At 38.9% G+C, this 25,839-nt stretch carries 36 protein-coding genes and 2 tRNA genes; 5 read left to right on the forward strand and 33 right to left on the reverse strand.

Annotation, left to right across the window (positions count from 1 at the left end; translation table 11 throughout):
• Positions 1-13 precede the first annotated feature (13 nt).
• The 4 genes from ACQXR1_RS21720 to terS are packed head-to-tail and all read right to left on the reverse strand — an operon-like array spanning position 14 to position 4,666.
• Positions 14-931, reverse strand: coding sequence for a phage head morphogenesis protein (locus ACQXR1_RS21720; protein WP_430772837.1), 918 nt, complete (start codon positions 929-931; stop codon positions 14-16).
• On the reverse strand, positions 928-2,460 hold the full coding sequence (locus ACQXR1_RS21725; protein ID WP_430772838.1) for a phage portal protein: 1,533 nt from the start codon (positions 2,458-2,460) through the stop codon (positions 928-930). Before ACQXR1_RS21725 ends, ACQXR1_RS21720 begins: the two co-directional genes overlap by 4 nt.
• Complete coding sequence (locus ACQXR1_RS21730; protein WP_430772839.1) at positions 2,457-3,779, reverse strand: PBSX family phage terminase large subunit; 1,323 nt, start codon at positions 3,777-3,779, stop codon at positions 2,457-2,459. Before ACQXR1_RS21730 ends, ACQXR1_RS21725 begins: the two co-directional genes overlap by 4 nt.
• Positions 3,776-4,666: a phage terminase small subunit gene (gene terS / locus ACQXR1_RS21735; RefSeq protein WP_430772840.1), complete on the reverse strand. Its 891-nt coding sequence runs from the start codon at positions 4,664-4,666 to the stop codon at positions 3,776-3,778. The genes ACQXR1_RS21730 and terS overlap by 4 nt, the downstream gene beginning before the upstream one ends.
• A gap of 136 nt (positions 4,667-4,802) precedes the next feature.
• Here terS and ACQXR1_RS21740 point away from each other — a divergent pair, with 136 nt between their 5' ends.
• Complete coding sequence (locus tag ACQXR1_RS21740) at positions 4,803-5,111, forward strand: hypothetical protein (RefSeq protein ID WP_430772841.1); 309 nt, start codon at positions 4,803-4,805, stop codon at positions 5,109-5,111.
• Here the strand turns inward: ACQXR1_RS21740 and ACQXR1_RS21745 are convergent, their stop codons facing one another.
• The 27 genes from ACQXR1_RS21745 to ACQXR1_RS21875 all read right to left on the reverse strand — a co-directional run bounded on the left by ACQXR1_RS21745 (position 5,112) and on the right by ACQXR1_RS21875 (position 22,269).
• A complete protein-coding gene (locus ACQXR1_RS21745; RefSeq protein WP_430772842.1) occupies positions 5,112-5,360 on the reverse strand; it encodes a hypothetical protein in 249 nt (82 codons plus the stop codon).
• Positions 5,361-5,497: 137 nt separating this feature from the next.
• Positions 5,498-6,778, reverse strand: coding sequence for a site-specific DNA-methyltransferase (locus tag ACQXR1_RS21750; protein ID WP_430772843.1), 1,281 nt, complete (start codon positions 6,776-6,778; stop codon positions 5,498-5,500).
• A 55-nt stretch (positions 6,779-6,833) separates the two neighbouring features.
• A complete protein-coding gene (locus tag ACQXR1_RS21755) occupies positions 6,834-7,307 on the reverse strand; it encodes a hypothetical protein (RefSeq protein ID WP_430772844.1) in 474 nt (157 codons plus the stop codon).
• 200 nt (positions 7,308-7,507) lie between these two features.
• Entirely contained in the window at positions 7,508-7,675 is a 168-nt protein-coding gene (locus ACQXR1_RS21760) for a hypothetical protein (RefSeq protein ID WP_213396563.1), read from the reverse strand.
• 507 nt (positions 7,676-8,182) lie between these two features.
• The gene (locus tag ACQXR1_RS21765) at positions 8,183-8,908 is read right to left on the reverse strand and encodes a hypothetical protein (protein ID WP_430772845.1); all 726 of its coding nucleotides are present in this window, start codon (positions 8,906-8,908) and stop codon (positions 8,183-8,185) included.
• A gap of 65 nt (positions 8,909-8,973) precedes the next feature.
• Complete coding sequence (locus tag ACQXR1_RS21770; RefSeq protein ID WP_430772846.1) at positions 8,974-9,360, reverse strand: ArpU family phage packaging/lysis transcriptional regulator; 387 nt, start codon at positions 9,358-9,360, stop codon at positions 8,974-8,976.
• A gap of 70 nt (positions 9,361-9,430) precedes the next feature.
• On the reverse strand, positions 9,431-10,849 hold the full coding sequence (locus ACQXR1_RS21775) for a hypothetical protein (RefSeq protein ID WP_430772847.1): 1,419 nt from the start codon (positions 10,847-10,849) through the stop codon (positions 9,431-9,433).
• A gap of 3 nt (positions 10,850-10,852) precedes the next feature.
• On the reverse strand, positions 10,853-11,386 hold the full coding sequence (locus ACQXR1_RS21780) for an ImmA/IrrE family metallo-endopeptidase (protein WP_188323447.1): 534 nt from the start codon (positions 11,384-11,386) through the stop codon (positions 10,853-10,855).
• A 23-nt stretch (positions 11,387-11,409) separates the two neighbouring features.
• Positions 11,410-11,928 carry a hypothetical protein gene (locus tag ACQXR1_RS21785; RefSeq protein WP_010330153.1) on the reverse strand — a complete coding sequence of 173 codons (519 nt, stop codon included), beginning with the start codon at positions 11,926-11,928 and terminating at the stop codon, positions 11,410-11,412.
• A gap of 104 nt (positions 11,929-12,032) precedes the next feature.
• Positions 12,033-12,236, reverse strand: coding sequence for an XtrA/YqaO family protein (locus ACQXR1_RS21790; RefSeq protein WP_430772848.1), 204 nt, complete (start codon positions 12,234-12,236; stop codon positions 12,033-12,035).
• 24 nt (positions 12,237-12,260) lie between these two features.
• Entirely contained in the window at positions 12,261-12,500 is a 240-nt protein-coding gene (locus tag ACQXR1_RS21795; RefSeq protein WP_430772849.1) for a hypothetical protein, read from the reverse strand.
• A 108-nt stretch (positions 12,501-12,608) separates the two neighbouring features.
• Positions 12,609-13,301: a helix-turn-helix domain-containing protein gene (locus ACQXR1_RS21800; RefSeq protein ID WP_430772850.1), complete on the reverse strand. Its 693-nt coding sequence runs from the start codon at positions 13,299-13,301 to the stop codon at positions 12,609-12,611.
• On the reverse strand, positions 13,283-13,729 hold the full coding sequence (locus ACQXR1_RS21805; RefSeq protein ID WP_010330157.1) for a RusA family crossover junction endodeoxyribonuclease: 447 nt from the start codon (positions 13,727-13,729) through the stop codon (positions 13,283-13,285). Before ACQXR1_RS21805 ends, ACQXR1_RS21800 begins: the two co-directional genes overlap by 19 nt.
• 100 nt (positions 13,730-13,829) lie before the next feature.
• Entirely contained in the window at positions 13,830-14,024 is a 195-nt protein-coding gene (locus tag ACQXR1_RS21810; RefSeq protein WP_430772851.1) for a Fur-regulated basic protein FbpA, read from the reverse strand.
• Between the two features lie 18 nt (positions 14,025-14,042).
• The gene (gene dnaB, locus ACQXR1_RS21815; RefSeq protein ID WP_430772852.1) at positions 14,043-15,341 is read right to left on the reverse strand and encodes a replicative DNA helicase; all 1,299 of its coding nucleotides are present in this window, start codon (positions 15,339-15,341) and stop codon (positions 14,043-14,045) included.
• The gene (locus ACQXR1_RS21820) at positions 15,316-15,597 is read right to left on the reverse strand and encodes a replicative helicase loader/inhibitor (protein ID WP_010330160.1); all 282 of its coding nucleotides are present in this window, start codon (positions 15,595-15,597) and stop codon (positions 15,316-15,318) included. The genes dnaB and ACQXR1_RS21820 overlap by 26 nt, the downstream gene beginning before the upstream one ends.
• A gap of 13 nt (positions 15,598-15,610) precedes the next feature.
• Positions 15,611-16,366, reverse strand: coding sequence for a hypothetical protein (locus ACQXR1_RS21825; protein ID WP_430772853.1), 756 nt, complete (start codon positions 16,364-16,366; stop codon positions 15,611-15,613).
• Between the two features lie 204 nt (positions 16,367-16,570).
• Positions 16,571-17,272 carry an MBL fold metallo-hydrolase gene (locus tag ACQXR1_RS21830; RefSeq protein WP_430772854.1) on the reverse strand — a complete coding sequence of 234 codons (702 nt, stop codon included), beginning with the start codon at positions 17,270-17,272 and terminating at the stop codon, positions 16,571-16,573.
• Positions 17,269-18,027, reverse strand: a complete 759-nt coding sequence (gene bet, locus ACQXR1_RS21835) for a phage recombination protein Bet (protein ID WP_430772855.1) — start codon at positions 18,025-18,027, stop codon at positions 17,269-17,271. Before bet ends, ACQXR1_RS21830 begins: the two co-directional genes overlap by 4 nt.
• Positions 18,020-18,244 (reverse strand): hypothetical protein, encoded by a 225-nt coding sequence (locus ACQXR1_RS21840; RefSeq protein WP_430772856.1) that lies wholly within the window; start codon positions 18,242-18,244, stop codon positions 18,020-18,022. Before ACQXR1_RS21840 ends, bet begins: the two co-directional genes overlap by 8 nt.
• Positions 18,244-20,217, reverse strand: coding sequence for a hypothetical protein (locus tag ACQXR1_RS21845; protein WP_430772857.1), 1,974 nt, complete (start codon positions 20,215-20,217; stop codon positions 18,244-18,246). Before ACQXR1_RS21845 ends, ACQXR1_RS21840 begins: the two co-directional genes overlap by 1 nt.
• Complete coding sequence (locus tag ACQXR1_RS21850) at positions 20,214-20,399, reverse strand: hypothetical protein (RefSeq protein WP_044430516.1); 186 nt, start codon at positions 20,397-20,399, stop codon at positions 20,214-20,216. Before ACQXR1_RS21850 ends, ACQXR1_RS21845 begins: the two co-directional genes overlap by 4 nt.
• Before the next feature lie 419 nt (positions 20,400-20,818).
• Positions 20,819-20,983 (reverse strand): hypothetical protein, encoded by a 165-nt coding sequence (locus tag ACQXR1_RS21855; RefSeq protein ID WP_014112369.1) that lies wholly within the window; start codon positions 20,981-20,983, stop codon positions 20,819-20,821.
• Positions 20,984-21,244, reverse strand: coding sequence for a hypothetical protein (locus ACQXR1_RS21860; RefSeq protein WP_010330167.1), 261 nt, complete (start codon positions 21,242-21,244; stop codon positions 20,984-20,986).
• Positions 21,234-21,767 (reverse strand): helix-turn-helix domain-containing protein, encoded by a 534-nt coding sequence (locus ACQXR1_RS21865; RefSeq protein ID WP_017696741.1) that lies wholly within the window; start codon positions 21,765-21,767, stop codon positions 21,234-21,236. The genes ACQXR1_RS21860 and ACQXR1_RS21865 overlap by 11 nt, the downstream gene beginning before the upstream one ends.
• A gap of 64 nt (positions 21,768-21,831) precedes the next feature.
• A complete protein-coding gene (locus ACQXR1_RS21870) occupies positions 21,832-22,023 on the reverse strand; it encodes a helix-turn-helix domain-containing protein (RefSeq protein WP_017696740.1) in 192 nt (63 codons plus the stop codon).
• A gap of 12 nt (positions 22,024-22,035) precedes the next feature.
• Entirely contained in the window at positions 22,036-22,269 is a 234-nt protein-coding gene (locus tag ACQXR1_RS21875; protein WP_014112366.1) for a helix-turn-helix domain-containing protein, read from the reverse strand.
• 160 nt (positions 22,270-22,429) lie between these two features.
• Between ACQXR1_RS21875 and ACQXR1_RS21880 the strand changes: the two genes are divergently transcribed.
• The 4 genes from ACQXR1_RS21880 (at position 22,430) to ACQXR1_RS21895 (ending at position 25,491) form a co-directional block, all read left to right on the forward strand.
• The gene (locus ACQXR1_RS21880; RefSeq protein WP_430772858.1) at positions 22,430-22,759 is read left to right on the forward strand and encodes a helix-turn-helix domain-containing protein; all 330 of its coding nucleotides are present in this window, start codon (positions 22,430-22,432) and stop codon (positions 22,757-22,759) included.
• Positions 22,760-23,004: 245 nt separating this feature from the next.
• Entirely contained in the window at positions 23,005-23,670 is a 666-nt protein-coding gene (locus tag ACQXR1_RS21885; RefSeq protein ID WP_430772859.1) for a hypothetical protein, read from the forward strand.
• An 86-nt stretch (positions 23,671-23,756) separates the two neighbouring features.
• On the forward strand, positions 23,757-24,284 hold the full coding sequence (locus ACQXR1_RS21890) for an ImmA/IrrE family metallo-endopeptidase (RefSeq protein WP_430772860.1): 528 nt from the start codon (positions 23,757-23,759) through the stop codon (positions 24,282-24,284).
• A complete protein-coding gene (locus ACQXR1_RS21895) occupies positions 24,277-25,491 on the forward strand; it encodes a tyrosine-type recombinase/integrase (RefSeq protein WP_017696735.1) in 1,215 nt (404 codons plus the stop codon). The genes ACQXR1_RS21890 and ACQXR1_RS21895 overlap by 8 nt, the downstream gene beginning before the upstream one ends.
• Before the next feature lie 97 nt (positions 25,492-25,588).
• Here ACQXR1_RS21895 and ACQXR1_RS21900 read toward each other — a convergent pair.
• Together ACQXR1_RS21900 and ACQXR1_RS21905 are read right to left on the reverse strand one after the other, a co-directional pair.
• A tRNA-Thr gene (locus ACQXR1_RS21900) sits at positions 25,589-25,661 on the reverse strand.
• A gap of 2 nt (positions 25,662-25,663) precedes the next feature.
• Positions 25,664-25,738: transfer RNA gene (locus ACQXR1_RS21905), tRNA-Asn, on the reverse strand.
• Positions 25,739-25,839: the final 101 nt, after the last annotated feature.

Genomic DNA, 25,839 nt, shown 5'->3' on the forward strand with positions numbered 1-25,839 from the left:
TTATTATACAATTTTATTCCATATTTGCTAAGGCTTCTCTTCGAATCTCTTCTTTTTCCTTTGCTGATAATCCTAAAATATCGTTATCCACCACAGGCGAAAGAACACAATGACAATGTACCCGCTCGCCTGCTGACAGCTTAGGATCCCTCGGAAACATGCAGGTCTCGCTGCTACCAGGTATCTGAAATTCTTCGTCCACTCCAATGACTGTGCCATCAAGGTCGATGTGATTCTCACGTGGGTTGTTTTTCTTCCCCTTGCTGTGACGCCATTTCTTTTTCTTAATTGCCGGCGATTGTGCATATGATTCATGCTGCGCGGCAGAGGAAGCGGCAAGCACTTCAGTTATGGCCGTGGTCCGGGCCCGCTCCCTATCAAACTGCGGCATGTCTTTAAGCGTCAGCTCAATGTCCTGGATGGAAGAGCCGTTTTCTATAGCATCTGTAAGAACGTTTTCCACTGCCTCATGAGTATTCAGCTTCATGATCTTGGCCAACTTTTCAGACCAACCTTTGATCCAATCCGCTGCCCTGGTTGATAAAGCTTCAAATGGGACATCTGGATCCAATGAATCCATGATCACTTCAGCGAGCTCCTCAACAGTCTGCTGCAGAAATCCCTCGGTAAGCTCCTGAAATTCTTCCTCGAAGTCGTCCTCGGCAAATAGGTTTTGCGTAAAAAACACTAGAAGGGCTTCCAGCGTCTCTTTTGAGTCTTTGCCTATAAAACCATTCAGACCATCTAAAAGCTTCTTACGCTGGCGTCTGAGCAATCTGGCTATGCCTTTTTCATATTCCTCCACATATTTGGGTATCATAGAGAGGCCGGGGAAATCAGGAATACCCTCCACGAGCTTCTCTCTCTCATCTTCCTCGGCTTTTTGAATAAAGAGATTTAAACTCTCCAGCAGCTTATCCGTTTTGTTCATCGCTTTAGATCCTCCAGAACATCCCGCATGTCTTTTAGTATCCCTATTACATTAGGAGTCCCGCTTTTCGACTTAAAGAGCGTAGCCAAAGGATCAGAAGCGGGCGCAGCAGTATTTTTACCTATCGGCCTGCTGTACTCTTCCTCTGGCCATTCTTCAAGCGTCTTACCAAGAATACGTCCAGCCAGATCACGCAGATCATTCGGTGAGACTGCGCCGGCATTAATAAAAGGAGTCAGAACCTTTGCTATCTCGATAGGATCCCGGAAATCCGGTCCTTTTAACTGCAGCTCAACCTTATGAATTTCAAGATCATTTAAGAATAAAGCATTCAACTTACCTGTGATTAATTTTCTTTCCGGCTGAAATACTTGTTCCTCAGTGATCTTTCTGGCCGTGTCAGCTGTCGCCTTGTTATAGTCCTGGGCTTCGCCAGTATAGAGCGGCGGCAACCGGAAGGCGGAGCGGAGCTTGTCCCTGCTCTTTTGATCGTATTCAAGAAATAATGCGTCTTGCTGAAGGATTTCAGCCAGTGACTTGATTTCCACTTTAACTGGCGTGATTTCCTCATCACCTTGAATGTTTTTGCCCTTGGCTATCCCTTCCGCTTCAAGCAAAAGAAACTTATGAGCGTTTTCCACACCTTCAAGACCGTTCATATAGTCCTGCAGTTGCTTATATGAGTCTTCAGACAGCATTCCATTTTCAATGGTTATAGCAGCGGGAACGTGCCGGCCCTGTTTGAAGTACATAAAATTCAACTCTTCAGCCTTACGCGCACCGTATAAATTAACAATGTGGCCAATCCAACGCGGCTTCCCATATGCTCCGCTCCCTATTTTAAAATGCACAACCTCATTGGCCTGTTTATCAAAAGGAGTCTTTTCATCATATTCTCCTGTTTCGGAATTCAAGATCCGAGGGTCTCCGTATTCTTTGAAAAACACCCTTTTTCCATTGATGATCTGCACATATTTCCGGAAGCGCTTTTGACGCTGGATCTTCTTTAATGTACCTGACTCAAAATAATTGTATGGAACCTCAATAGGTTCTGATAATGAGCAAACTCGGACATACTCAGATGCCATATGTTCAATGCCAGCCGGTTTCCCGGCTCCGTCTCGGATCACTTCTATATATCCGTTGCCGGTCTTTTCCCGGTCTTCTATGCTAAAGCCGAGTAATGTTTCAGCTGATTCATCAAAATGAATATACTTGATGAATTCTTCAAGCTGCTGCCATTCTTTATCCGCTGCCGTTTTTTCTGCAGAATCCACTTCATCAGAATTGATATCCTTTGAGTATTTCATCTCGAAGCCGAAGCCTACTATATTGGTTTTGTACGCATCCACACACTGTTGTAAGATCGTCGAATACTCTGCGATGTGTTTAAGCTCTTTCAGGTTATACGGCGGGGTTATGATATTCTCTCCGTACATTTCCGCAAATTCATCTTCATAAATCTGCTTTGTTGTTTCATTAGGCGGAGCAGCTTTAAATACTCGCGCTTTAACTGTAGATTTACTCATTCACTTCCCCCCCTTTCTCTGCTTCGTGGTCTTGACCGTTTAGGTCTTCCTTTTGATTCTTCTTTCAGATCGGTTACCTCGTAATCATCAAGCGCGTACCATATCGCTGAAAGTGTATGCGGGTCTATGGTGAACTCATCTTCTATGATATGGCCCAGCTTATCTTTAGCGTAGGTGAGCGGCTTCAGCTCATAAATCGTATTCTCACATCGAGCAGAACATATGATTTTCTTGAACCGCTTGATCTTCTTTGTATATTGAAGGCGGGATCCTTTATATTTGTGGGCGCCCACCATGTTGAATCCTTGCTGCTGAAAATATCGGATTGTTTTGGGCTCCGCTGAGTCCGCCTTAATTAACTCCTTTGTCTCAGCAAATTCACTTAGTTCTTGAGCCGTTTGGTCGTCCGTCATTCCATTTTTGTAATACTCCCAATAGATATAGAGGTATTTCTTTTCATGGTCCACAGCAAGCCGGACAACGGCGTTATACGATTCCTCAAAACCAAAGTCCATGCCTACTCGTTTAAGCGGGCGATTAATATTAGCGATTGCTGTCATAACCTCTTCATGTGGCCGCTCTTCAAATTGCGGCAGCACACGAACTCCATTCACGCCAAAATGACCTTGCCGCGCAATTCGGTAAAGGTCTGGGTCGTATTCTTTCATTTCATCAAGCTGCTGCACATAGCTTCCTGGAAGAAATAAATTATCGTCCGCTGTTGAGTGGTGATAATAGGTGTCATTAATTACGACAGTCCGCTTTTCGTATAGCTCTTTATCATCGAGCACAAACCGTTTTTGGCGGTCATCTTTGAAGAAATGCTTATATGTCCAGTTATCTTCTCCGACCGGGTTTGTTGAAAGAATCATATGAAGCGGCAATGTTGGGTGACGTAGACGTCCAAGCAACTCCTTGAACCCCTCATACTTCACCTCAGAACATTCCTCAATCCATATGAGAGAAACGTTATTGATCGATTTCAGCTTGGCCGGCTTGTCTAGGCCTTTAAATATGATCCGGCCGCCGTTCGGAAAGCGGATCTGCATTGGTGAAGAAACGCATCTAACAATATGATCGATCTCAAGGTCATTGATAATTTCATCAAAGAGGGAAAAGGTTGAGTCCCTATGCGTGTCGTATACTTCCCTTACGACAAGAACGGTCCGCTTCTCTTCCAGTAATTTAAGAACAATCTTGAGTGCCACATGATAACTCTTCGAGGATCCATAACCGCCGACTAGAAACTGAAACTTTTGATTCCAATCAAAAAGAAAATCCTCAAAATGCGGATTTACTGGCTTTACCTTTTCAATCATTTGTCCTCATCCTTACGCTTGCGCTTTATCGTTATGTGAACTGAATTATCAACCGGGCGAGCTGTGAGTCGTTCAAGCTCTGCTTGCTTCGTTTCATTTGTTAGATAAATGCCGCGCAGCTTTAATTCATGTTCATCCATGGATCGAATCATTTCGTATTTCTGGCGGATTGCTTTTAACCGCTTATCAGTGACGCGAGTCATCGCTTCTTCCAAACGAAGAATCTTATCTACACTCGGCTCAGATACCTCTTCAATTTCAGTAACGACAAGGCGCTCATTCATAAGTGCCTGGTGCTTTACTAAACCTGTTTTCTGGTCCTTGGTCGGAACGATGTCTTTTACCTTTCGCAATTGCTGAAGGACACGGCGTTGCGTTTCATTCAAGCCATTCTCTATGCGGCTTATTCTCTGCATCATTCGCCGCTCTCGAAGACTCAGCTCTCTTATTGTTAGATCAATTTGATAGAGCGGGTCTGTTTCGATCTGGCCAAACAGTTCTTTTTCTGTATCATCCATGAAATCAAATAGGATTGATTCATACTCGCCAGTACGCACAGAGTTTTTATTTCCTTTGGGGGCTGCGCCTCCTTTATTCCCTTTGGCGTTTTGATTGCCAGGCGGCGCTTTTCCTCCCTTATTCCCTTTGGCGTTCTTACTTCCTTTTGGAGCGCCAGGGCGTTTAGTAACGTTACCATTGGGTTTATCATTTTGTTTAGTAACGTTACCATTCAATTTTTCTTCCCAATGATCTTGGTTTTTCCACTTACGAATAAGTGACGGGGAGCAATCGAGCTCCTCAGCTATATCTTTTAGTAAGCGGGTTCCGCCGCTTTCTTCCCACAGACGGAACGCTTCGTCTCGTTTAGGATCTCGTGGTCTCGGCATTACATCTCACCCACCTCCGGACCTCATAATTAAGTTTGTGTTTGTTTTTAAAATGAGTATTTTCTCCTGTTCCGAGTAGGAGAATGTCCTTCATATACATAATTTGTAAATTAACTTCAAAGGAGATTGATTTAAAGTGTATTATTATTACCCACAATATCAACTTGTTCCAATTCCATGTGATTATCGTTACTATCCTCAAAACCATCATGAAGACTATTCTGAGGAACCAGAATTCAGACCAACATTCAATCCCGATACTTTTATTACGGCTTCAATTCAAGGCATATTCGAAACTCCAAAAAGAATTTATATTCGAAAACCTGCTTGGCAAGGTGGCAAAGTTAGAGTCATCTATGCATCTGGTGGTCAATTGCAAGCCGCAACTGTCAATCCTAATAGAATAGAAATTAATTACGAATATTCTTCTCAACCATCTAGTTAATCAAATCTCTTCATCTTTCTGAAGCTCTATATCAAGCTCTATGAGTTTTTTCAAATCGTCCACAGTATTCACCTTGATATGGCCACTTTGGAAGTCTTTGACCCACCGGGCGATACTTGCCTGAATGATTTTTCGGTATTTCTCTTTTGATTGACTGATGTTCTCTAACAACTCGGCGCTATGCAGGAGAAGGAGATTCTCTTTTTCATCATCAGAAAGGGAACATATGTTTCTATTTTCTATTGCCATCCTCCCTGTCCTCCATTACAATATGAGATGAGAGCGTGATATTTTCCCACAACGCGGCCGCGTCTTGATCACGCTCTTTGACAGGGAGTTTCTCTCTGCTTAGAAAGGGAGGGTGTTAGTAGCACCCTCTTTTTTATTTATAAAGAACTAATAAGTACTGGCTCCTCTCCAGTTGCTTCTTGAAAACGCATTTTAATGACATCGCAAAAATACGGATCCAACTCGAGTAAACGACATTCTCTATCTGTTTGTTCGCAAGTCATGAGCGTTGAGCCACTCCCCCCAAAGAAATCAAGGACGATATCACCTTTTTTACTGCTATTTGCTATCGGGATATTTATCAATTCCAGCGGTTTCTGTGTTGGATGCACATACTTAGATACATCACCTCTGGATACTTCCCAAACTGTTGAAGGTTCAGGTAACTCTGTTTCAAGACCCGCTTTCCAGACTGTTGTTTGTTTTCTGTCTCCATACCAGGCAGGAGTACGCCCTTTTTTGTAAGCGTAAAAGACTGGCTCATGCTGAAAGCGGTACTGGGACCAACCGAACGTAGGTGCGTTCTTCACCCATACACATTGCGAACGGATCTCCATCCCTGCATTTCTCATTTCATTCTCAAATGCCATCTGAAACGATGAAGGATGAAATACATAGATAGCTGCGTCATCGTTCATTACTTCAAGATAATTTACGAATACAGCTCTTAAGAAATCATCAAACTCTGTTGCTCCCATTTTGTCATTTAAAATTGAAGCATGGCCTTCATCATTTAATTTCTTGCTGTCACTTCTAACCGCCACATTGTAAGGTGGATCTGTGACGATGAGCGCCGCCTTATTTTCACCCATCAGTTTCTTAACGTCTTCTAATTTTGTTGCGTCGCCACATACTAAAATGTGGCGACCAAGCTGCCATTTATCTCCGTACCTAGTTTCCGGATCTGTGATTTTGTCTAAGGCCTCTTTAACATCAAAATCATCTTCTTCAACTGTATCTATCTCAGTATCTGAAGGTAAGTTTTCCAGCAGCTCTTTATACTCTTCATCAGAGAACCCGGTGAAACTCATATCAAAATTAGCTTCTTTTAATTCAGAAAGAACTTTCTCAAGTTTCTCCTCATCCCAATCACCGCTGATCTTATTTAATGCGATGTTAAGAGCCTTCTCTTTATCCTCATCTAAGGAGACAACTGAGACGGTGATATATTTTGGACTTTCCTCCATTAGAATCTTGTATCGCTGGTGACCACCAACAAGATTGCCGGACTTTTCATTCCAGATAAGTGGATCAATGTATCCGAATTGTTCTATGGAAATTTTCAAGGCATCGTATTCCGGATCACCTGGCTGAAGATCAATCCGGGGATTGTAGGGAGCGGGGTTAATCTTTTCTACTGGTATAGTTCTAATATCCATGATGTATCGCCTCCAATAAAAAAACACCTTACTCAGTAAGGTGTCTGGTACTTTTTTATACTCTTCTTCTAAAATATTTTTTCTCCGGCATTTCATCAAAACACTCTTGGATTAATCTTTTGTAGCGGCTTATTTTTCTTAATCTACTCGTTTCGTCATATGCTAGATAAATCCATCCTGCCAAAGCAAGTATATAAAATAGAAATATTATTACAGGGGCTGTATAAGACTTCAATTCTGTATCTGGTAGGTTGTTCACAAAAAAATTCGTAAGACTTCCTATAGCAAAAGATACTATTGCAAAAAGAGCTGTAACTAAATAACTTAAAGCTTTTCTAATTTTGAACTGATCTTCAAGCCTCCCTAGAAGCATATGTACTTGTCTTTTATCATGTCGATTTTTGACTTCAGCTTTGAATTCAATCTGTTCAGATAATGTTTTGTTATGTAAGTCATCTTTAATTTGTTCCAGATAATCTAGAACACTTTTGATATCACCAAATTTAATTATTTCGTTGGTTTCACTCATGAAAAATCGCCTCCTAAAACTATATCGGAGGTATTTTTTCAATATTTAGGAATTCAAGTATGATTCTGTTTTGTTGGATTGGCGCTTACTCCCTTTAATGAAGCCATTCCGATTTCCTCCCTTATTTTGTTTTGTGCTCCTATCCCTCTCCAAAGCACCGGCAGCCATACTCCCGATACATGACGGCTGTTCCCATCATTTCACTTTCTCCGGATCCGGCCGCCTACACGTCTGAAGGTGTCACGTTTCGTTCCCATGATTTCTTCCCAATCCCTTCTCGTCAAAGGTTCATCTGCCTTTGTTGAAGGACTTAACACTTTTTTAAGCTGCTGTTTCGTGTCAGCAGATAAAACGTCTCTCATCTTCATCTTTCATTACTCCTTGCCGAATAAGCACCGCCTTACGCTATTCGCTTGTATTTATTTGTGGCCCGCCGATTTTCCCCAGGAGGTAAGCAAAGAAAATGGAGAGCCGGTTTAAGACTTTCCTTGCAAGCGGGATCTCACCGCTTGCGTTCCCCGTGACTATCGCGCGCAATACTGCATAGACTCCAGCCGCTCCTCCTGTGAAGCTAACGACCTTCATAGTCATTCGATACATCCGAGTTCACACTTGATAAAGGAAAGGTGCGTCTCCTGGTATGGCCATAAAAAAAACGGCCACTAATCAGCTGTACAAAATCGCATGTACAAAAGATCAGCGTCCGTAGGTATCTCCTTTTTGGACTGTTATTCACGTTCGTTTTCTTGTCTCTATCGTATGACAAAACCCGGTTGAAAAAAGTACCCATTTTATCCCCCATTTTGTCGGCTTTTTGTCGGTATTTTATCTGTTTTAACAGCAATAAAAAAACACTCTTTATGAGTGTTTTTTATCTATATTATTTCAAAATTAGTTTCACTTAAAGCATCTATGTCATCTCTTAAAGTAACATAATCTTTAATATTTCTTATATGAATTTTGATATTATCTTTTTTAATTGGTTGCTGAGTGACAATTCTAAATTCTCTTTGGTATTGATATGTTTTGCGTTTATAAAAAAAGGCTAATGCTATGTCTTCTTCAAACTCTTTATCATCTAGTGGTGTCTCACTACGCGGATCAAAGTAATTAACCTTTCCCACCTTTAAACCTAAGGTATTTTTTTCTGCACTTTCTTTTAATGCATCAACAAAACCATAAGTATTATGAATGACTATAACCGCACGATCCTTAAATTCTCTTTTAAGTTCTTCAATAACACTATTTTTAATCCTGAGTGTTTTATTATCTTTATTTGTAAAATCTTCAAAATTAGGAGCAACAAAACAGGTTAATTGAAAGTCTCTAACTGATTCATATTTTTTAGTGAAATAACCACCTTCAAACTCTACTGGTATGTTTTTTCCTTTGTATCCAATAAATATACTGTGCCTGTTAGGATCGATATGTCTAAAATGTGAGCCCTCATATTTATCGCCAAATATCGTATCTCCGTCTTTTTCCTCCAAATCAATAAAAAATCCAGTATTCTTAAAAAATAAGTTTCCTTCATTTATGAAATCCGATAAATTTTCTTTGTTAATAAATTTAAATAATAAAGGTGGTACTTGTAAACTCATTTATCTCCCCCCTGATCTAAATATTATAACCTGTTTTATGCTTAATTGGTTAATAAAAACAGCGCTCAGATTATTCCGAGCGCTGTCGCGATGTTGTATATAGCCTGTCTTTTCACCTGGTAGAACTTATCTCTTTTGAGACCTAGCTCTATCATGATTTCAAGATCCTTTATTTTTTCCGGAGACAAGTATTTCTTTTCTATAATGCTGTATTCGTCTTGATCAAGGCAGTGCTTTAGCGCCCTATCCATCTGCTTGACCTTCAGCTCATTATATTCGCTGCTTTTCCGCAACTGCGGAAATAACCCGATGACTCCCTTTTCCTTTTGCTCTTTCCTATTCTCCGCTTGAATTTTTAAAGATCTGTATGTCTTAAGCTCTTTAATAACAGTGTTTCTTACTTCTTTTTCATTTACATCCGGAAGAAAAGACAATTGTTTAATTACTTGCATAGATTCTCTCCTTTTTAAATTAAAATAGACATCTGATATCAGTATTAACTGATTTCAAATGTCCTTAGTTTCACTTATTTTTATATAAATCGTATATTTTGAATGCCTTTTCAACTGTATCATGGAAGCCTGGAACACATTCATCTTCTCTTAATTCATATATTTTATCTTTTTCAATCCACTTTATTTCAGAATGTATTTCTTTATTATAACTAAGTTCATCTTCTTGATTTAATATTTCAGCAACAAATAAAATGCCAGGCACAACCCTCTTTTCTGACGTTATCCGTATATTATATGTTTTTACTGGTAATGGTTCTTCTTCTAAAAAACCTAAATCAGCATTAAAGTCATTTTTATAATTTAACTCTAAACATGTTTTAACAGATTGATTCATAGTTAGTTGGCCACAACCAAATTCCCACAATCCCGCCAACCTTTTTTTACTTTCTGAACGTTTTGCTATGAATACTCTATTTTTGTTATCCAAACAGACAGCTGCACAGTGTATTTCAGCTAACCTTTCTCTAGGAACTTTATACTTTACCCCAATCTTTTTATTTACCTTTTTGACCTTACTAATTTTTCCGATTATATTTTCCAAATCTTTTGTTTTATTTAAATCTGCTATTATTTTTCCAATTTTATTAATATCCTGATGTTTTTCCTCGATTACATTCCTTACCAGTAGTGATTCAATATGTTCATCATAATCATAATCATCTTTACTCCAACTATCACCAAACCAAATAATAGGATAGCGTCGATTATTCCATATTCCTTTTAAAGTTTCATAGGAAACTATTTTATATGAATCATCAATTACCACCCTGTCTTCTCTTTCAAATGATTCAATTTCTCCCTTTTTCCTATTCAAAATATAGGCCAGATCCGCACTAATAAGCACTTTTGATTTTTGGGCAAACTTGGATAATCTAAAACCTAAGTCAATATCTGGTCCTAAGAAGTCAACCTGTGGGCCATCTAACCATTCAGGATTGTTACCTACAAAAAAAACAATGTTTTTAGCGGTAGTTTCATTTTTATTTGGCTCATTAGGTTGTTGATAAATCACATCAGCCAACCAAATAGTACTTTTAATAAATATTATCTGTTTCGCATAAGGATAGTCCTTGTATAACTGTTGAATTACATCTTTTATTACTTTACTAACTATTGGAGCACATTTATATATCTGATCAAACTCTGTTACTTTTAAGTATAACAGCACTTCATCTCCAATATACTTCCAAAGCTTTATTTCCTCTCCATATTTATTCTGAAGTAATGTCTCTATTAATTCATAAAACCTTTTAAAAACCTGTTGCCATTCCTTAGTTGTTTTAAATATGGTGGAGTTGACTAAATCAAACGAAAAGAACAAATACACTCCATTGTATTGACTATTATTAAGATCTTCCTTCACGTCAAGTCCTACTTGAGATAGTATATCTTTAATTAACTGTTCAGAAACAGGTCTTCTTCCCACTATTTAATCACCCCAACTAAAAATACCAAGCCATCTTCCTCTTAAGGTTGCAGCTTCTTCTGAAACATCGAATTCACTAGCTATATTTGTAATATTGAATAATCCATCAACTAAATTAGCTCGAGCTACTTCTTTAAATTCATGTTCTGGCATGAGGATCGCAGCAGCAAATTCATTAGCTTCATACTCTTCTGTGCTGTGCCCTAGTCTATAGTAGACAGAATCCCTGTAATCACCAACCGACTGCCAAAGATTGTCATCAATTAAATAACCCATATGTAAAAAAAGATGGCCAAGTTCATGTGCAATTGAAAATCTCCTTCTATTAAATGGACTGTTTGGAGAAATTTGAATTATGAAATTGTCCTCATGTTTTGAAATCATAGCCTCTAACTTATCATCATCAAATTCTTCATAGATAAGAGTGCCCCCTAACATTTCAGGAACTTTTTCAATTTCCACAGGAATCTGCAAATCCAATGCATTTTTTATTGAGTTTGCAATATCATTTATAGCCTTTCTTTTTTTCGAGTCCAAATTTAACACCTACTTTAATAAGATCAAAAAAGTTCCAATATTATATATAAAATTACAACTAATATTGTTATCGTGCTACTAACACTAAAAAATTTATTTTTCCTTTTTATAAGAGTTCCAATTGAAATAACTTGTGTCGCTAAGTCATATGAATAGTTATCATTATAGGAAATATCCAAACCGTATCTTTCGTTTAGGCTTTTAATAAGAGACTGTTGGTTTAAGTTTTCTACATTCTTATAAAACATTAAGTTATTAAGATAATTTTGATTCATGCAGTTACAGTTGTTTTTAAATTTTACTCCTTTAGATGGTTTAAATGAGTAAAGATTAATTAATAGGTTTATTATCAGTATTATTAAACAAGTTTTTAACCCTAAAGACATCTTTCCATGTAACTGTTGAACATATTCTGTCGCACCAAATAATAAAGCTCCATTAAAAGTTAATAAGCCAGCATTTTTTGCTTCTGAAAACTTTAACCATTCGTTAAAGTCTTGGTAAAGTTCTTTGAGATAAATAATATCATTACTTCTTGGCAAGTTAACATCTCCTCCATGAATAAAGAATACCTTTACATTCCGGAAAGTCAATTACCTATCCTAAAAATTCACAAAAAAATAAACTCAAGGATAAAATAACATTTTCACGGTTTATATCCATAATCAAAATTAATTCTTGAGAATTTACCATTTGTTGTCTGAACACTTGTTTTCCCATACTCAGGTGTATCTGCTAAATATGCGCAGCCATCATTGCCGTCAAGAATAACTAGCTTTATTTTGTTTCGTTCAATCAAGTCTCCAACGGAAAGTTGGTGTAAGTTTTCAAGTTCAATAGGTCGGTTCATTTTGCAGCACTCCCCGTGTTATAATTAATTGTCGAGATTAACTAAACCGGGGCCTTGTGCTGCGGTTTTATATATATCCCCTTCCTCGTCCTCTTCTTCCCAAGCCATCTTGAAAGCAGATTCTAAAAATTTCAATCGCTTTTCAAGTTCTTCATCTGTCATCTTAGAAAGATCCGGTCCGTGACCTGGAACCATCCTGAAATCTTCCGTAAGACGTTTTAAAAGATACTCTCTCCTTGAGACCACCAATAACCCTCCATCCATTTTTAAGCTGCTGGAGCAGCTCGTATTTTCTTAAAGGCTCATAGAGGTGGACTGCTCGTCCATCCTCCATGCGAAACAGCAAATACCAACGCCGCTGCCTTTTAACCATTAAGCCGCTCCGTGTTCGCCCTCATCCTGGTTGTCTTCTGCTTTTTCATCGTTTGAAGGCAAATCGTATTCGCTGCTTTCATCCAGAGGAACAGACGGCTTTTCTTCCATAGGTTCCGCTTCTGCAGCTTGATCTTGTTTCCAATCCCACCAAGCTTCAGCAATTGGAGCAATTTCTTTTCTGTACTCATTAATGAGGTCTATAGTGGCACTTGGAGACATTCCAAGCTCATCTGCAAGCCTGCGGTATGATTCCCCCTCAATACGGCGTTTTGCAATTTCAGCAATCTCTTCAGGAAAACCATCACGAATTGGAGGCGTGCCTTCAGTGATAAAAGAATCAACAATTCCCCTATCTATCTCCATTGTTTTCTCTTCAATTCTTGGTTTTTCTTCAGGGAGCCCCAACTCTGCCTCAAGTTGTTCGGGTTCAGGATCCGCAACATTAACAATTCCTCTTTGATCAACCGTGTAATTTGTAATTGGTTTCTCGGTTTTCGCATTTATTTCTAAGACATATTGAACTGTTTCAGATTCCAGCTGAGCTTGTACTTCTTTATCAATCATTTCAGAAAGGCGTGAAATTCTAGACCCTCCTAATTCTTTTGTGCTGACCTCCAAAACGATTTCAGTAATACCTTTAGGCTTCATATTCACCTTTTTAACGAGAGATTTTAGATTAATGAAAGACATAACTGCTCCTCCTCTTGTGATAGTGGCTTTACTTGTATTTCGATTCTTGGATTTTGGCTATAATACTTACTGACATGAAGGTCTACAATTTGGCTGTCATCATGCCAGATGACTTTATTTAGTCCATCCTTAATGCCCTTTATATAGTTATCAACATCTGGCTTTTTGCTGGGCCTTAACAGCCCTTGTTCTGCTTCTGCAACTTTTTTCTTACTGAAGCTTTTCAGAGTGGATTTATAAACCCTTACTGACAATTCAAGTGGTCCTTCTAGCAATTTAGATGGACGATAATCTGAAGCAGCCAGCTTTACATATTGCTTAAAGTCTCTTGATTTCTTTGGATCATATAGCCTGGTCATCCCATTAACCGTGGTGGCTCTCGGTCTCCCTTGGGCTACTGGCTCACCGTAAACTGTAAAACTAATCAATGCCGTTACCTCCCGTCAGCTGCTTCCAGCTGCTCTATTTCAGTAATTATTAAATCCGCGTCCATGATTATGAATGTTAAGGAGCGGAGCGTGCCAAGCATCAATCTCCCTCCTCGAAGGACATTTCACGGCCAAACTTACATTTAACGTTAATATGTAGCCGCTCCAGTTCAGGCAAAGACAGTTCATACAGCTGTTGCCCGTCCTCCGATTCATACTGGCCATACTTGATAAGCTCATTCGTTAAAAATTCCCGCCGTTCGTCTGTGGCAGCCTGTGTTATATCTGAAGGCATAATATGTGCTCCTTTCTTTTAAGCGAGCTTCGCTTCCATTTGTCTATCAAGGTTTAAGAATCGGCCGTACTCTTTAATAAAGGCAGCCATGACAGTTCCAACCGAGCCGTTTCTTTGTTTTGCAAAAATGATCTCCACTATGTTTTTTAGGTCGCTTTGCTTATCGTAATAGTCATCCCTATAGAGAAAACTAACGATATCGGCATCTTGTTCAATGCTGCCTGAATCTCGAAGATCAGACATCATCGGCCGCTTATCTTGCCGCTGCTCAACACCGCGCGAAAGTTGAGAAAGCAGAATGATTGGAACATTGAAGGTCCGGGCTATGTTCTTCAATTCGCCTGTTATGCTTGCGACCTCTAAGTTTTTCGTTTCAAATTTTCCAATAGGTCGGATTAATTGAAGATAATCAATCACAACCAAATGCTTTTGATCCGGGTGTTCCTTTGTGGTCTTCCGAATGGCAGAACGAATATCAGCCACTGACTGTGACGGTTTGTCGTGAATATAGATGTCTAATTTTTCATATTCACCGATGGCCCGATTCGCGTTTTCATAGTCTTTTTCACTGAAATACTTGTGCGGGTTTCTCCATTTTGTACCTTCGATTGAACCTAAATTGCTGAGCATCCGGTTAACAAGTTGACGGTCGGACATCTCCAAAGAAAAAACATCCACAACCCCACCTTTTAACGCCGCATTCTGGGCCAAATTTAGAGCGAAAGCTGTTTTTCCCATGGAGGGCCGGGCAGCTACGATAATTAAGTCGCTATCCTGCCAGCCTCCGGTCATAGCGTCTAGATCAGCTAGCCCAGTTTCCACTCCTGTTATTTCGCCTTTCTCTTGATACATGTCGTTGTATATTTCAGTTAAAACATCCATCTTGGTGCGATTATTTTTAATTCCAATCTCCTGCAGCTCCACGGTCTTCTGATAGACTTGCAAAATACCCTCATCGCTTGGATTGTTCGCAAAATCAAGCGCGGTCTTTTGCATATCTCGAAGTTTAAAAGCTTCATAGATTAATGTTTGATAAGTTTCAAAATTAATAACGGAAGGAACCGCACTTGCTAGTTCTACAAGATAAGAGGTGCCGCCGATCGCTTCGACTGTATCCCCTAACTCTGTAACTACTGTCACCATTTCAACAGGCTGTCCGGAGGAATCAACATCACGCATAGCCTTAAAAATCCGTTTATGCCGCTCATCTGCAAAATGCTTTGGCTCCAAAGTGGTTTCTTTAATCAGCTCGCCTTCAACAAGGATACAGCCCAACAGGCTCTCTTCTGCTTCAAGGTTTTTTAGCATGTTTTGCATTTCGTTCCCACTCTTTCTGTTGCTCTAAAAATTCATTTTTCTCTGGTTGTTTGACGCTAATCTCCGCAATTGTTGGAGGGAATGGTTTATTTGCAATATGCTCATTTATCTTTGTTTTTGCGGCTTCGAACGGCATTTTTTGAAGATGGTCCATCCACAATTCAATTCGCTCTTTCCCAACATCGCCGCTTAAATCAAAACGCGGATATGCTGCGGAAAGCCGCAACAATAATTTCATTGCTTCTGCTTTTTCCAAAGTAATCACCTTCCTAATTCACCTTAATGCCGTTCTCTCTAGCATAATCCTCGAGAGCAGCAAAGCTTTTTTCTTGTATCGATCCGCGCGGCCTAAATTCTGAGACATTAGATGGCTGTTTTTCGCTTTGTTTAGCAGCCCATCTATTACGAATAATTGCTTCACAATAAGAAAAAGAATTTATCTTGTCTCCTGGATGTTTAGGTTTATATTGATCAAAAATTTCATCTATCCAAGTCAAAACATCGTCGATAGGTATCTCTGCCTCTATGACTCTTTTGATTGCCGCTGTATCTACAGCTGATAGAAATAGAGAGCCTTTTCTCGAAGTGAATTTATCTTCGATTTTTTGGAAAGAAGTCGAACCCTCGTTCTTCGGCTGAGGTGCTCTTGACTTGTCTTTAGCCTTACCATATGCAGGTTCTTCAGCAGCACCTTGGAATTTCGAATAATTTAAAACGGTCCAAAGCATTCCGTATTCAGTTTCCTCTGCAGTAATCATTCCTTTTGCCTGAAGCCTTTCAGCTGCAGCCTTTACTGCGGCTCTTGTGAATTTTGTTAAACCTCTGCCCTTTTTAATCGCTAAGTCATCACATAGTTTTGAATATGAGCGGATATACTGACCTTTTTTCAACTCATAATCATTAATCTTCATACCGTCCTGAAACGCAGCTTTGGTAATTAAAAAAGTGAACAACCTAAAGCCGACATTATCTGTAAAAATCTCATGATCGACCATTGACTTATATAGTCTCACCCATCCAGCCAAGGGCTTCGCCTCCTTTCCATCGCTATTTCTTTCTGCAGATAGCTTTTAACCCTTTGATTGTCACAAGAGTAAGATCGGGTTCATATTTTCGAAAATAGGTTGAAACGTACATTAATAGAGTGTCCTTACGCATATCTGGGGCCACTGTCTTGGCCAATGACACATAACAATAAGGGTATGGAACCACAATTAAGTCATTGTCAGTCATGGTATATAAACAACCTTTCCAGTCAATTTCATGATGTCTTCTTTAAAAAGCTCCTCGTCGCTGTTTGATTCAGAAAGATGCAGCAACCAAATTTCCTGAACCCTGCTCAAGTCATTTGCCATCAAAAACTCTTTTACGTTTTCTAAACTGAAGTGCGACTGTAAGAGTCGTCTTTTCATAAATGGTGGTGTACGGCCGCTTTCGATGTTTTCGTTCAGTATTTCATTCGAGTAATTGCATTCCACCATAATGTGAGTGAGTCCTGGAAACTTATATTTGATGTAATAGGTATCAGTGGCAAACAGAAGCTTGTCACCGTCCTCATTAGCCAACAGAAAGCCATACGGCTCCGCCACATCGTGCTGCACGTCAAAGGGCATAATAGACCAAGAACCAACTTTAAACGGCTGTTTAGCGCGCACAGGCTTTATTCTGTGATGAGAAATGCCAATTGCTCCGGCCGTCCCAGGAGACATGTAACAATCAATGCCGGCTTTCAGAACATCCTTAATTGCTTTGCAGTGATCCCCATGCTCATGAGAGATAAGGCAGCCAGCGAATTGAGACATTTTAAATTGAAAGCTCTCTTGCATCTGTTTAAAGCTGATGCCGCATTCCAATAAAAGCGGGGTCTTACCATCGGTGATCCGATAGCAATTCCCCTTGCTACTCGATGACAGAGCTGTTATTTCAATCAAAAGTCTGGCCCGCTTTCAAAAATTGAAGGCTTACCTTGGTTTTCGCTTTTTATTTGCTGAGGTTCCGGCTGTCCTGCTGGTGTTGTTTCTGGTTCTGGTTCGAGAATCGGATTTACATCAATAATCTCTGTATTTGCATTCTCATTTACTTCACGACGCACTCTATCTTCAGCTGGGATATCATCATTAGCCTGCTCCTCTTCCTCTGTGTATAAGTTGCCTAGACTATTTGGAAAAGCTTCTCGCAAGGCGTTTACTATTGCTGTTTTTCGAATCATATTCAAAGGCATTGATTTCCACGTGGACTGTCCTTTGCTAAATTCTTCTAAGCTAATACGTACTGATATTGGTTGCTGTCTATCCGCACGGTAAATTTCTGCCCATCCACCAATAAGTTTGTCGTTAGACAGCTTGATTGCGCCTTCCAAATCAACCATTTTGCCTTCACGCTCAACGATAATTCCAGCCTTAAAGCCTTGAAATTGCTCGTTGTTCTCTGCGCGTTTCATAAACGCTTCTTTACCAACGATCATTTGAGCCGGCGATCCTTTAAATTTCACTAGGTAAGCTTCATTCAAAAATGGATTGAGTTTTTGATACTTGCAAAGATTTATAAACATTGCCGCTTCTTGATCAGTTACATCAGAGTTTCCACGAACCAAAAAATTCTTTACTGTTTTTCCTGTAAGTTTTACGGATTCACCGTGTACTGAAAACTCAACAGACTTAGTCATTAATTCATTTTGTTCACTCATTTGAATCCCCCTCTTGTGGTGCAGTCAATAATAGTTGCTCCTTCCTTGGAGTACATGCTTCTTTGACACTTACACGAGTTTCAACTTTGATCTCACTGTCAAACTCGTCATAATAGCCGCGTTCAAGACATCTGTAAGCATCCTGTGCGCTGTCAGCAGCAATTAACGATTTAGTAGTTTTGGTCTCAACGTGTTCTATAATGTAATAGGCTCCCATTAGATTGCCTCCTGAACGAGTTCGTCTTGAAACTCAACCCGCAGCTGTTTATCTTTCTCGGAAACAATCAGACTGAGGATCTGTGAATTTGTGTTGATCAATTTCGTCACCGCTTCAGAGTTATCAACGAAAATAGGAGCAGTGATTCCGTAGTAATCATTAAGGGTATTAATGATATCTAACCCAACGTTAATACGTGCAGCATTGTTTAAGCCGGACGAATACGGCACACCTTCATAAAGGGTTTCACATGTCTCTTCCAGTCCCCCGTTGATCTGGTCCTTGAAGAGCTTGAAACGAGCATATTTAAACTTACTGTTTATCTTCTCTTCGAGGAGATGCACCTTAGTGCGAACAAATTCTTCAGTCAAAAAGAGTTGATGTTGTAGCTGTTCATATTGTTCTGCTAACTCTTTTTGTTCCTGCTCAAGCTGCCTTACCCGATCATTAACATGCCTTGCGTGACCAATTTTCGCTTGATCTTTTTGAAGCAGCAAAATCTCTTGTTTTCTACTGTTGATATCATCCTTAATCAATTGAACGGCTTGATCTGTGGAAGATTCTAAATGCTGAATTTCATTCCGGACGGCCTCAATTTCAGCTTGTTTATTTTGATAAATTGGATCCGCTGAAATATCTGATCTATTGCTTTGTGCGCCCTCTAATTCTTTTTCAAGTGATAATAAAGTCTCTTCTTCACTCTTATAGGCATCCTGCAAATTAGATATTGCAGCTTCTAATTCCTGAATAGCATCCTCAGACTTTTCTTTTTGACTCTTAACCGACTTGCCTTTTTCATTGATTTCAGCTAAAGCTTGGCTTTTATGAAAATTGAATTTTTCAATGGCTTGATCAATTTTTTCTTTCGGTAATTCTTGGCCGCATGTAGGGCATTCAGTTTGATGTTGATCAAACGTCTCCTCATTCTTGTCGCACCAACTCTGGCGCAGCGACTCGATTTCCGTATTTAATCGATCCAAATTGTCTTTTTCAAGTGATAACTGTCGCTGATTCGACTTAATCTCCATTGAAATTTCATCAATCTTGCTTTTCACAGGGTATAGCTGCTCTTTAATCTCATTGATCTTTTTGTATTCTTTTTCCTGATGATCATTTTTGATTTCCTGAAGATCATTCTGCAGCTGGAGAATTACTTTCCTCTTCTCAGAAATAGCTTCACCATTACGAGCTGAACGAAGTTTCTCCTCCAATGACTCAACTTCTTTTTGAAGAAAATTTATCTCGTCATGTAATTCTTGTTCATCTAGACCAGATGTATCTTCGACTGTGCGCTGGACTTCATCGATTCTTACCGGTATTGCATCGAGCTGTTTATTTATTTCACGCTGTTTTCCCGCGATCACCTTTCTATGCTCTTCAAGCGACCGTTTCTTTAAGATGCTTTCCAGGGCAGCCACAGAAGGGTTTTTACTGAATACTTCCTCGGCTGTTACATCGCCGCTAATCTCAAGTAGAATCTTCCGTCTGTCTTGCCATTTCAATTGCTCATTGAAGAATGATGGAGAAGTAATGAGTTTAAATTTGTCTTCTGCAATAATTGAGCTAACTCGATCATTAAACTCTTTTTTCTTTGACGGCACTTCGTTAATAAAATAGTCAGTGGTATGTCCAGAGAAAACGGCTTCAGCACTACTCCGCTTTCTTGTCCACTTCTCGGAGTACACCTTTTTCAGAGACAATTCAGCTCCATCGATCAAAAGCAATCCGCTGACTTCATGATTCAGTCCGCTAATAGGCTTGTTTTCTTTTGTGAGGGTTTTAATCTGAAAATCCTTTTTGTTTTGGCTGTCCTTATCAAATAAGAGCCAAATAAAAGCATCAAACAATGTTGTTTTTCCTGTTGCATTATCACCGTAGACCTTGACGTTCTCGCCTCGAGTATCAAGAGTAAACTGTCTAACTCCCTTAAAATTACGCAGTTCTAATTTGAGCAGTTTAATTTCCTTCTTCATTTCGCTTCACTTCCTTTCTCTTTAGACTTGAGAGAAAGATATTCATTTCGTGCCTCAGCTGTTGGGAAGTGAAAACATGCATTCCCCTTAATATCAAAGGAAATTGATCCACCTACAGTGGCAAGATTAATCTGATCGCGGCGTTGATCGCTAAACGGCTCAGTGTAAAAAACTTCATTCATTTGTCAAAGACCTCCAAAGATTTGATTTTTGGAAGGTGATACAGTACACTATCAATACCAAAGTTTGTAACACCTTCTACGGCTCGCTCTGCAAAGCGAGCTTTTTTCATTTCACTTTTTGAAGTAGTTCCTGAACACTATCAGGAATTTTGTGTTCACATTTGCTGCAATAAATTTTGTAAGATCGTTCTTCGACCTTTCTGCAATTAGGGCACTTCCTTGGCGGAATAACCAGGTAAAACACCGAAAATCCTCCTTTCTGATGCTTGTGCGCATCGTCAGACCAGAGAGAGGATGGTGGTAAAATAAAGGGGGTTTAGGATGGATAAAAAAGATCTCCCCCTGGCCTGACGACAAGAACAAGCTTGCCGTGCTCAATAAAGAGCGATATAATACTTTCATAACGTTTTATATTTTCCTTAAGCAGTGAGTGTAGGAGCTTGCTGCTTTTTTATATTTTCAATAGCCTTCTTCGCCTCGGCATTCACCAGAAGAATCTGTGCTGGATTCCTCTTTACTTCCCGACAATGATTCACAACCTCAGAAGCTTTCATTAACCGGCTTGCAGATAATACAAATTTCATTCAAATCATCCCCTCTAACTTTTTTTCAAAAAAATCTTTTGACGGAATCACTTCAACAATGCGATCGAAGTCTCGCTTGGATTTTATGTAATGATCTAGTTGTTTTACAGATTTGCGAAGTTCATTAACGGTTTCATTCGCCTTTTTCATATCTCCGTTAGCAACAGCTTTGATCAAGAGCTTTGAGTATTCCTCTATAAAAATTTGTTCTCGCCTTGCTGAATTAAAGTGTTTTTTTAAAACCTTGTCCTCAAGAAGCACCTTTGATTAACCCCCTCGTTAAAAGCTTCATTTTATGCTTGCCCCACATCTTCACCCATGAAATCGAGTATTCCTTACAGAGAACAACGATTAGTTGAGTTAAAGCTGTTATGACGTCTAAACATTCCTGAATCGATTTTTCAATCATTTTTGTATCTGACAATGTTTTGGGATTAACTGAAATATGCTCGACTGAATTTTGTAAGGCATCCAGCGCTTCTGTCATTTGTATTTTGGATTGAACAAGAAGGTTCACCCTATGCAAATCGGCTGTTTCCCCGTCCAGGATTAAAGGTCCCCAGCCTGTATAATCAGAAGCAGCTTCAAGGGCAGCCCGTGGATCATTATGTTTCTCAGCAAAATACTGAGCCACCTCCGGCTGAACTTTGTGGCGGCCGCATTCCTGATGAGATACAGATTCACGTGAAAGAAATAATTCATCGTCCATAGATAATTGCTGTTGTGTAAGTTCCGCCTCTTTACGAGCGCTTTTTAATGCTTTCGGTGCTCTACCAAATTTCACTTTGAACCTCTCCTTTTTCTACCAAATTTTTAACCGTATAGTAGTAAACTTTAGTTAAAAGATATTAAGCAGAATCATCAACACTGTTCTGTTCTAATTGGCTTATCCAAGCATTTAGGGTTTCTGGTCGGAAAAATATTTTCTTTCCAATTCTGAAATGCGGAATTTCCTTATTTCTAACCAAGGAATAAATGGTTTCTTTATGAACCCTCAGTAAACTAGCAGCTTCCTGAGGGCTTAATGGTTTGTTGCTCATAATGAAATCCTCCTAAGCACTGTTTGTTTCTAAATCAGAAACGTTTTCAGCAAAAAAATCTGTGATTTTGCATTTTAAATGTTGCGCTAAGGTCGGCAATTGGTCTGCTTTAAATGCATAAACACCCTGCTCATACTTTAAATAACTTGAACCAGTTTTTAATCCTAGCTTTATTGCTAGATCTCGCTGAGAAATTTTTAATTCGATTCGTCTATTCTTGATAAAAACTAAATCAAGTTTCTGCATATCTTTCACCCCTTTCGTTTCTATTTCAGAAACTTCGTAACCACATAATACAGTTCTAAAACAGAAATGTCAACAAGTTTTGTTTACGATTTAGAAACTTTTTTTATTTCCATAACGGAAACATGTTATCATTTGTCTTACTTAGAAAGTGGTGAAAACAATGAATATAGGTGATCGGATAGTTTTATTAAGAGAAAGAAAAGGTTGGTCCCAAAGGGAATTAGCCCGCCGTGTAGACCTAAATTATGCTGTTATGAACCGTATAGAAAAAGGCACTCGACCTATTACTGATTCAGAAATAATCAAGTTAGCTGAGGTCTTGGGTGTCACAACAGACTATCTGTTAAAGGGAAATTCAAACGACTCTCAAATAGATGAACTTTTAAATGATCCTGAAACCCTAATTGCTGGTCGTGATGGAAAAATCACTAAAGAACAAGCAAAAGAACTTTTGGATTATCTTTTGAAAAAAGGGTTCGATGAACAGTAGCAGCTATTCTTTATTCTTAATTCTTTAATTCTTCTTCTGGTAAAACATTTGTTAAACATTTGTTTAATAAAAAGAAACCTAAGTGTTAAATAAAACTTTTTGCACTTCCTCAAAACATAGATATATCAAGGGTTTATCATGGGTGCATGCTGTAAAACAAACTGTTTAACATTCATTAAGTTAAACGAAAGATAAAGAAAAGTTAAATCATCAAAGAGTGTATTCATATTGAGGGGGACAATTACTTGCAGCTTTCCAAAAAAAGAATCTTACTACTTTTATTGTTTATGATGAGTTTATACTTAGCTGCTTGTAGCTCTTCTGGTTCGTCAAACGAGGCAAACAATAAAGAGGACACAGCGAGCGAAAATCAGGAAGATACATATCAAACAGGAAACAACCGTTCTTTAACTGAACCCGGTCAAAAGTACAAAGAAGATTCCGGGGAGATTGTTGAATTAAATAAAATAACGAATCCAGATAAACATATCGATATTTCACCTCTTAAAGTGACAATAGACGATATAAAAGTGTTAACTCGCACAAATATTCCTAACGACACTCTGCAGATGTATGAACTGAAAGTCGCCAAACAGCTTGATGAACCTTTAAGTTACATTCAAATAACTGTTACAGCTGAAAATACAGGAGATGCGCTTGTAAAATGGAAAGGGATTTCTATGGTCATCCCAAATACAAAGGAACAAATAGAAGTAGATAAAAATAACCTTATGGAGAATGGACCACATGATATCTACGGGAACGCTAAAGATGAGTACACAATAGGAGTTATATATGATGGGGATCCAGAAGAGATAAATTCTTTGACTCTTGTTCTGGGAGATACTTATGATAGCGAATCATATAAAACTATAACAAACGAAAAGACTATTAAATTAGATATAAACTAAATATAGTATTTAAGCTCTTTAGGGGGCTTTTCTTTTCAACACAAAACCGAACATAGGTTTGCGTTACTTTAGTAGGAGGCTTTATCTTGTATCAATTATCACTTCTTGAAGATCGAATCAAGACAATATACACAAGTATTGGAATTGCTGAGCCGGGTACATGGGACTTGGAACTAATTGCAGATAGGTTAAAAATAATAGTCCATTACAAAAACCGTTCATCTGTAGCAGTAAAACTGCTGGGAATGGCTTGTATTATTCTTGATTCGCGATTATCTAAAAAAAAGCAGTGGGAAGACTTTTCCCATGAACTGTGCCATCACATAAATCATGTAGGTGTTCAATACAAATTACCCCCACTTTTTAGAGAATTACAGGAGAATCAAGCAAATGCGTTTATGTATCACTTTGCTGTACCTAGCTTTATGCTGAAAAACATTAAATTACCAGCAACCAAGCGGGAATCTATAAGTCTCATATCTGATCTTTTTCAGGTTACTCATCCTTTTGCAGAGAAAAGATTGGATATGTACTTGCGCAAACTATTAAGCGCTAAGTATCAGTTTCTTTTAACTCAGAAAAGCATGGAAAAGGAGAGATTGGCATATGCCTAGTATTGAAAAAAGAGGAGAAAAATCTTTCCGTCTAATAGTAGAGGTAGGCACTAAGGGGAAGCGAAAAAAAGAAAGAAAATCAATAAGGATTGAGGATCCAGCTTTACTAAAATCAAAAAGAAAGTTACGTGCTTACTTAGAGGAAGAATGGTACAAATTCAAAGCTGAAATCGAGGCCGGTGCATATATCAAACCAGAGAAGAGAACATTCAATATGTTTGTAACTGATTGGGAAAGTAAATATGCATTGGATCATCTTGATGATAAAACAATAGAAACATATGAGTACATAATGGGGAAAGAGATTAAACCCTGGTTTGGTGATATGTACTTAGAAGATATTCAACCAATTCATATCTTGAATTTCTTGGACGAGTATAAAAAACAAAATGAAAATATTTCTTCATCAAGTATTCATGCAAGATATCGCATTATCAGAGATATCTTAGGAAAAGCGGCTGATTGGAAAATCATTAAGGAAAATCCCGCGTTAAGTGTTAAGCGGCCAAAACAGGAATATAGAGAGTATGAAATATACACAGAAGAAGAAATCCAATATATATTCCAACTCTTAGATCAATATGCACCATTACGTAATAGAGTATTTATCAAGTTCGCATTCACTGGTGGCTTCCGCAGAGGTGAACTACTTGCTATCGATGAATCTGATTTATTGTTCGATACAAACCAGGTTAGGATCGATGAATCTTTACAATACACTAAGAAGCATGGATACACATTTAAAGAACCTAAAAACAAGTCATTCCGCACAATTGCTTTGCCTTCCGAAGTGATGAATGAAGCTGCGCTTTTATTAAGGGAAACAAGGAAAAATAGAATGAGGTTAGGGGAATTGTGGATTGGATATGAAAAAGATCCGAGTAAATTATTACTGTTTGGAAGTGATTATGGGAAACCGCAATATCCAACTTCACCTAATACATGGTGGCAGCGGTTTACTAAAAGATATAAAATAAAGCCGGCAAGATTACATGATATGAGGCATACACATGCAACAATGTTGATAAATCAAATTGGTAAAGTTCCTGGGTTAAATATTAAAGCAGTTTCTGAAAGACTTGGCCATGCTAATGTGCAAACAACTTTAAACATATACACTCATAGTAATAACGAAGCCGATGTATTAGTTGCTGATGCAATTGGCAACATGCTTTACAGTGAACATTTAAAATCGGGGACTAATTAGCCCAGATGTCCCCAATCCGTCCCCAAATAAAAAAAGGCAAAAAAAATAACAGTTCCATATTTCGCGGAAACTGCATAAGATCAACGTATTTTAGATAAGCTTCCAAGCGGGCTCGAACCGCTGACCTCTTCCTTACCATGGAAGTGCTCTACCTGCTGAGCTATGGAAGCAATGGCTCCGCAGGTAGGATTCGAACCTACGACCGATCGGTTAACAGCCGATAGCTCTACCACTGAGCTACTGCGGAATAATATAAAGCTTCATAAACAAACATGGTAGAAATAATAAATCTGCTTGGCGGCGTCCTACTCTCACAGGGGGAAACCCCCGACTACCATCGGCGCTGAA

The organism is Bacillus sp. ATD (genome assembly GCF_050585765.1).
GTDB lineage: Bacteria > Bacillota > Bacilli > Bacillales > Bacillaceae > Bacillus > Bacillus stercoris.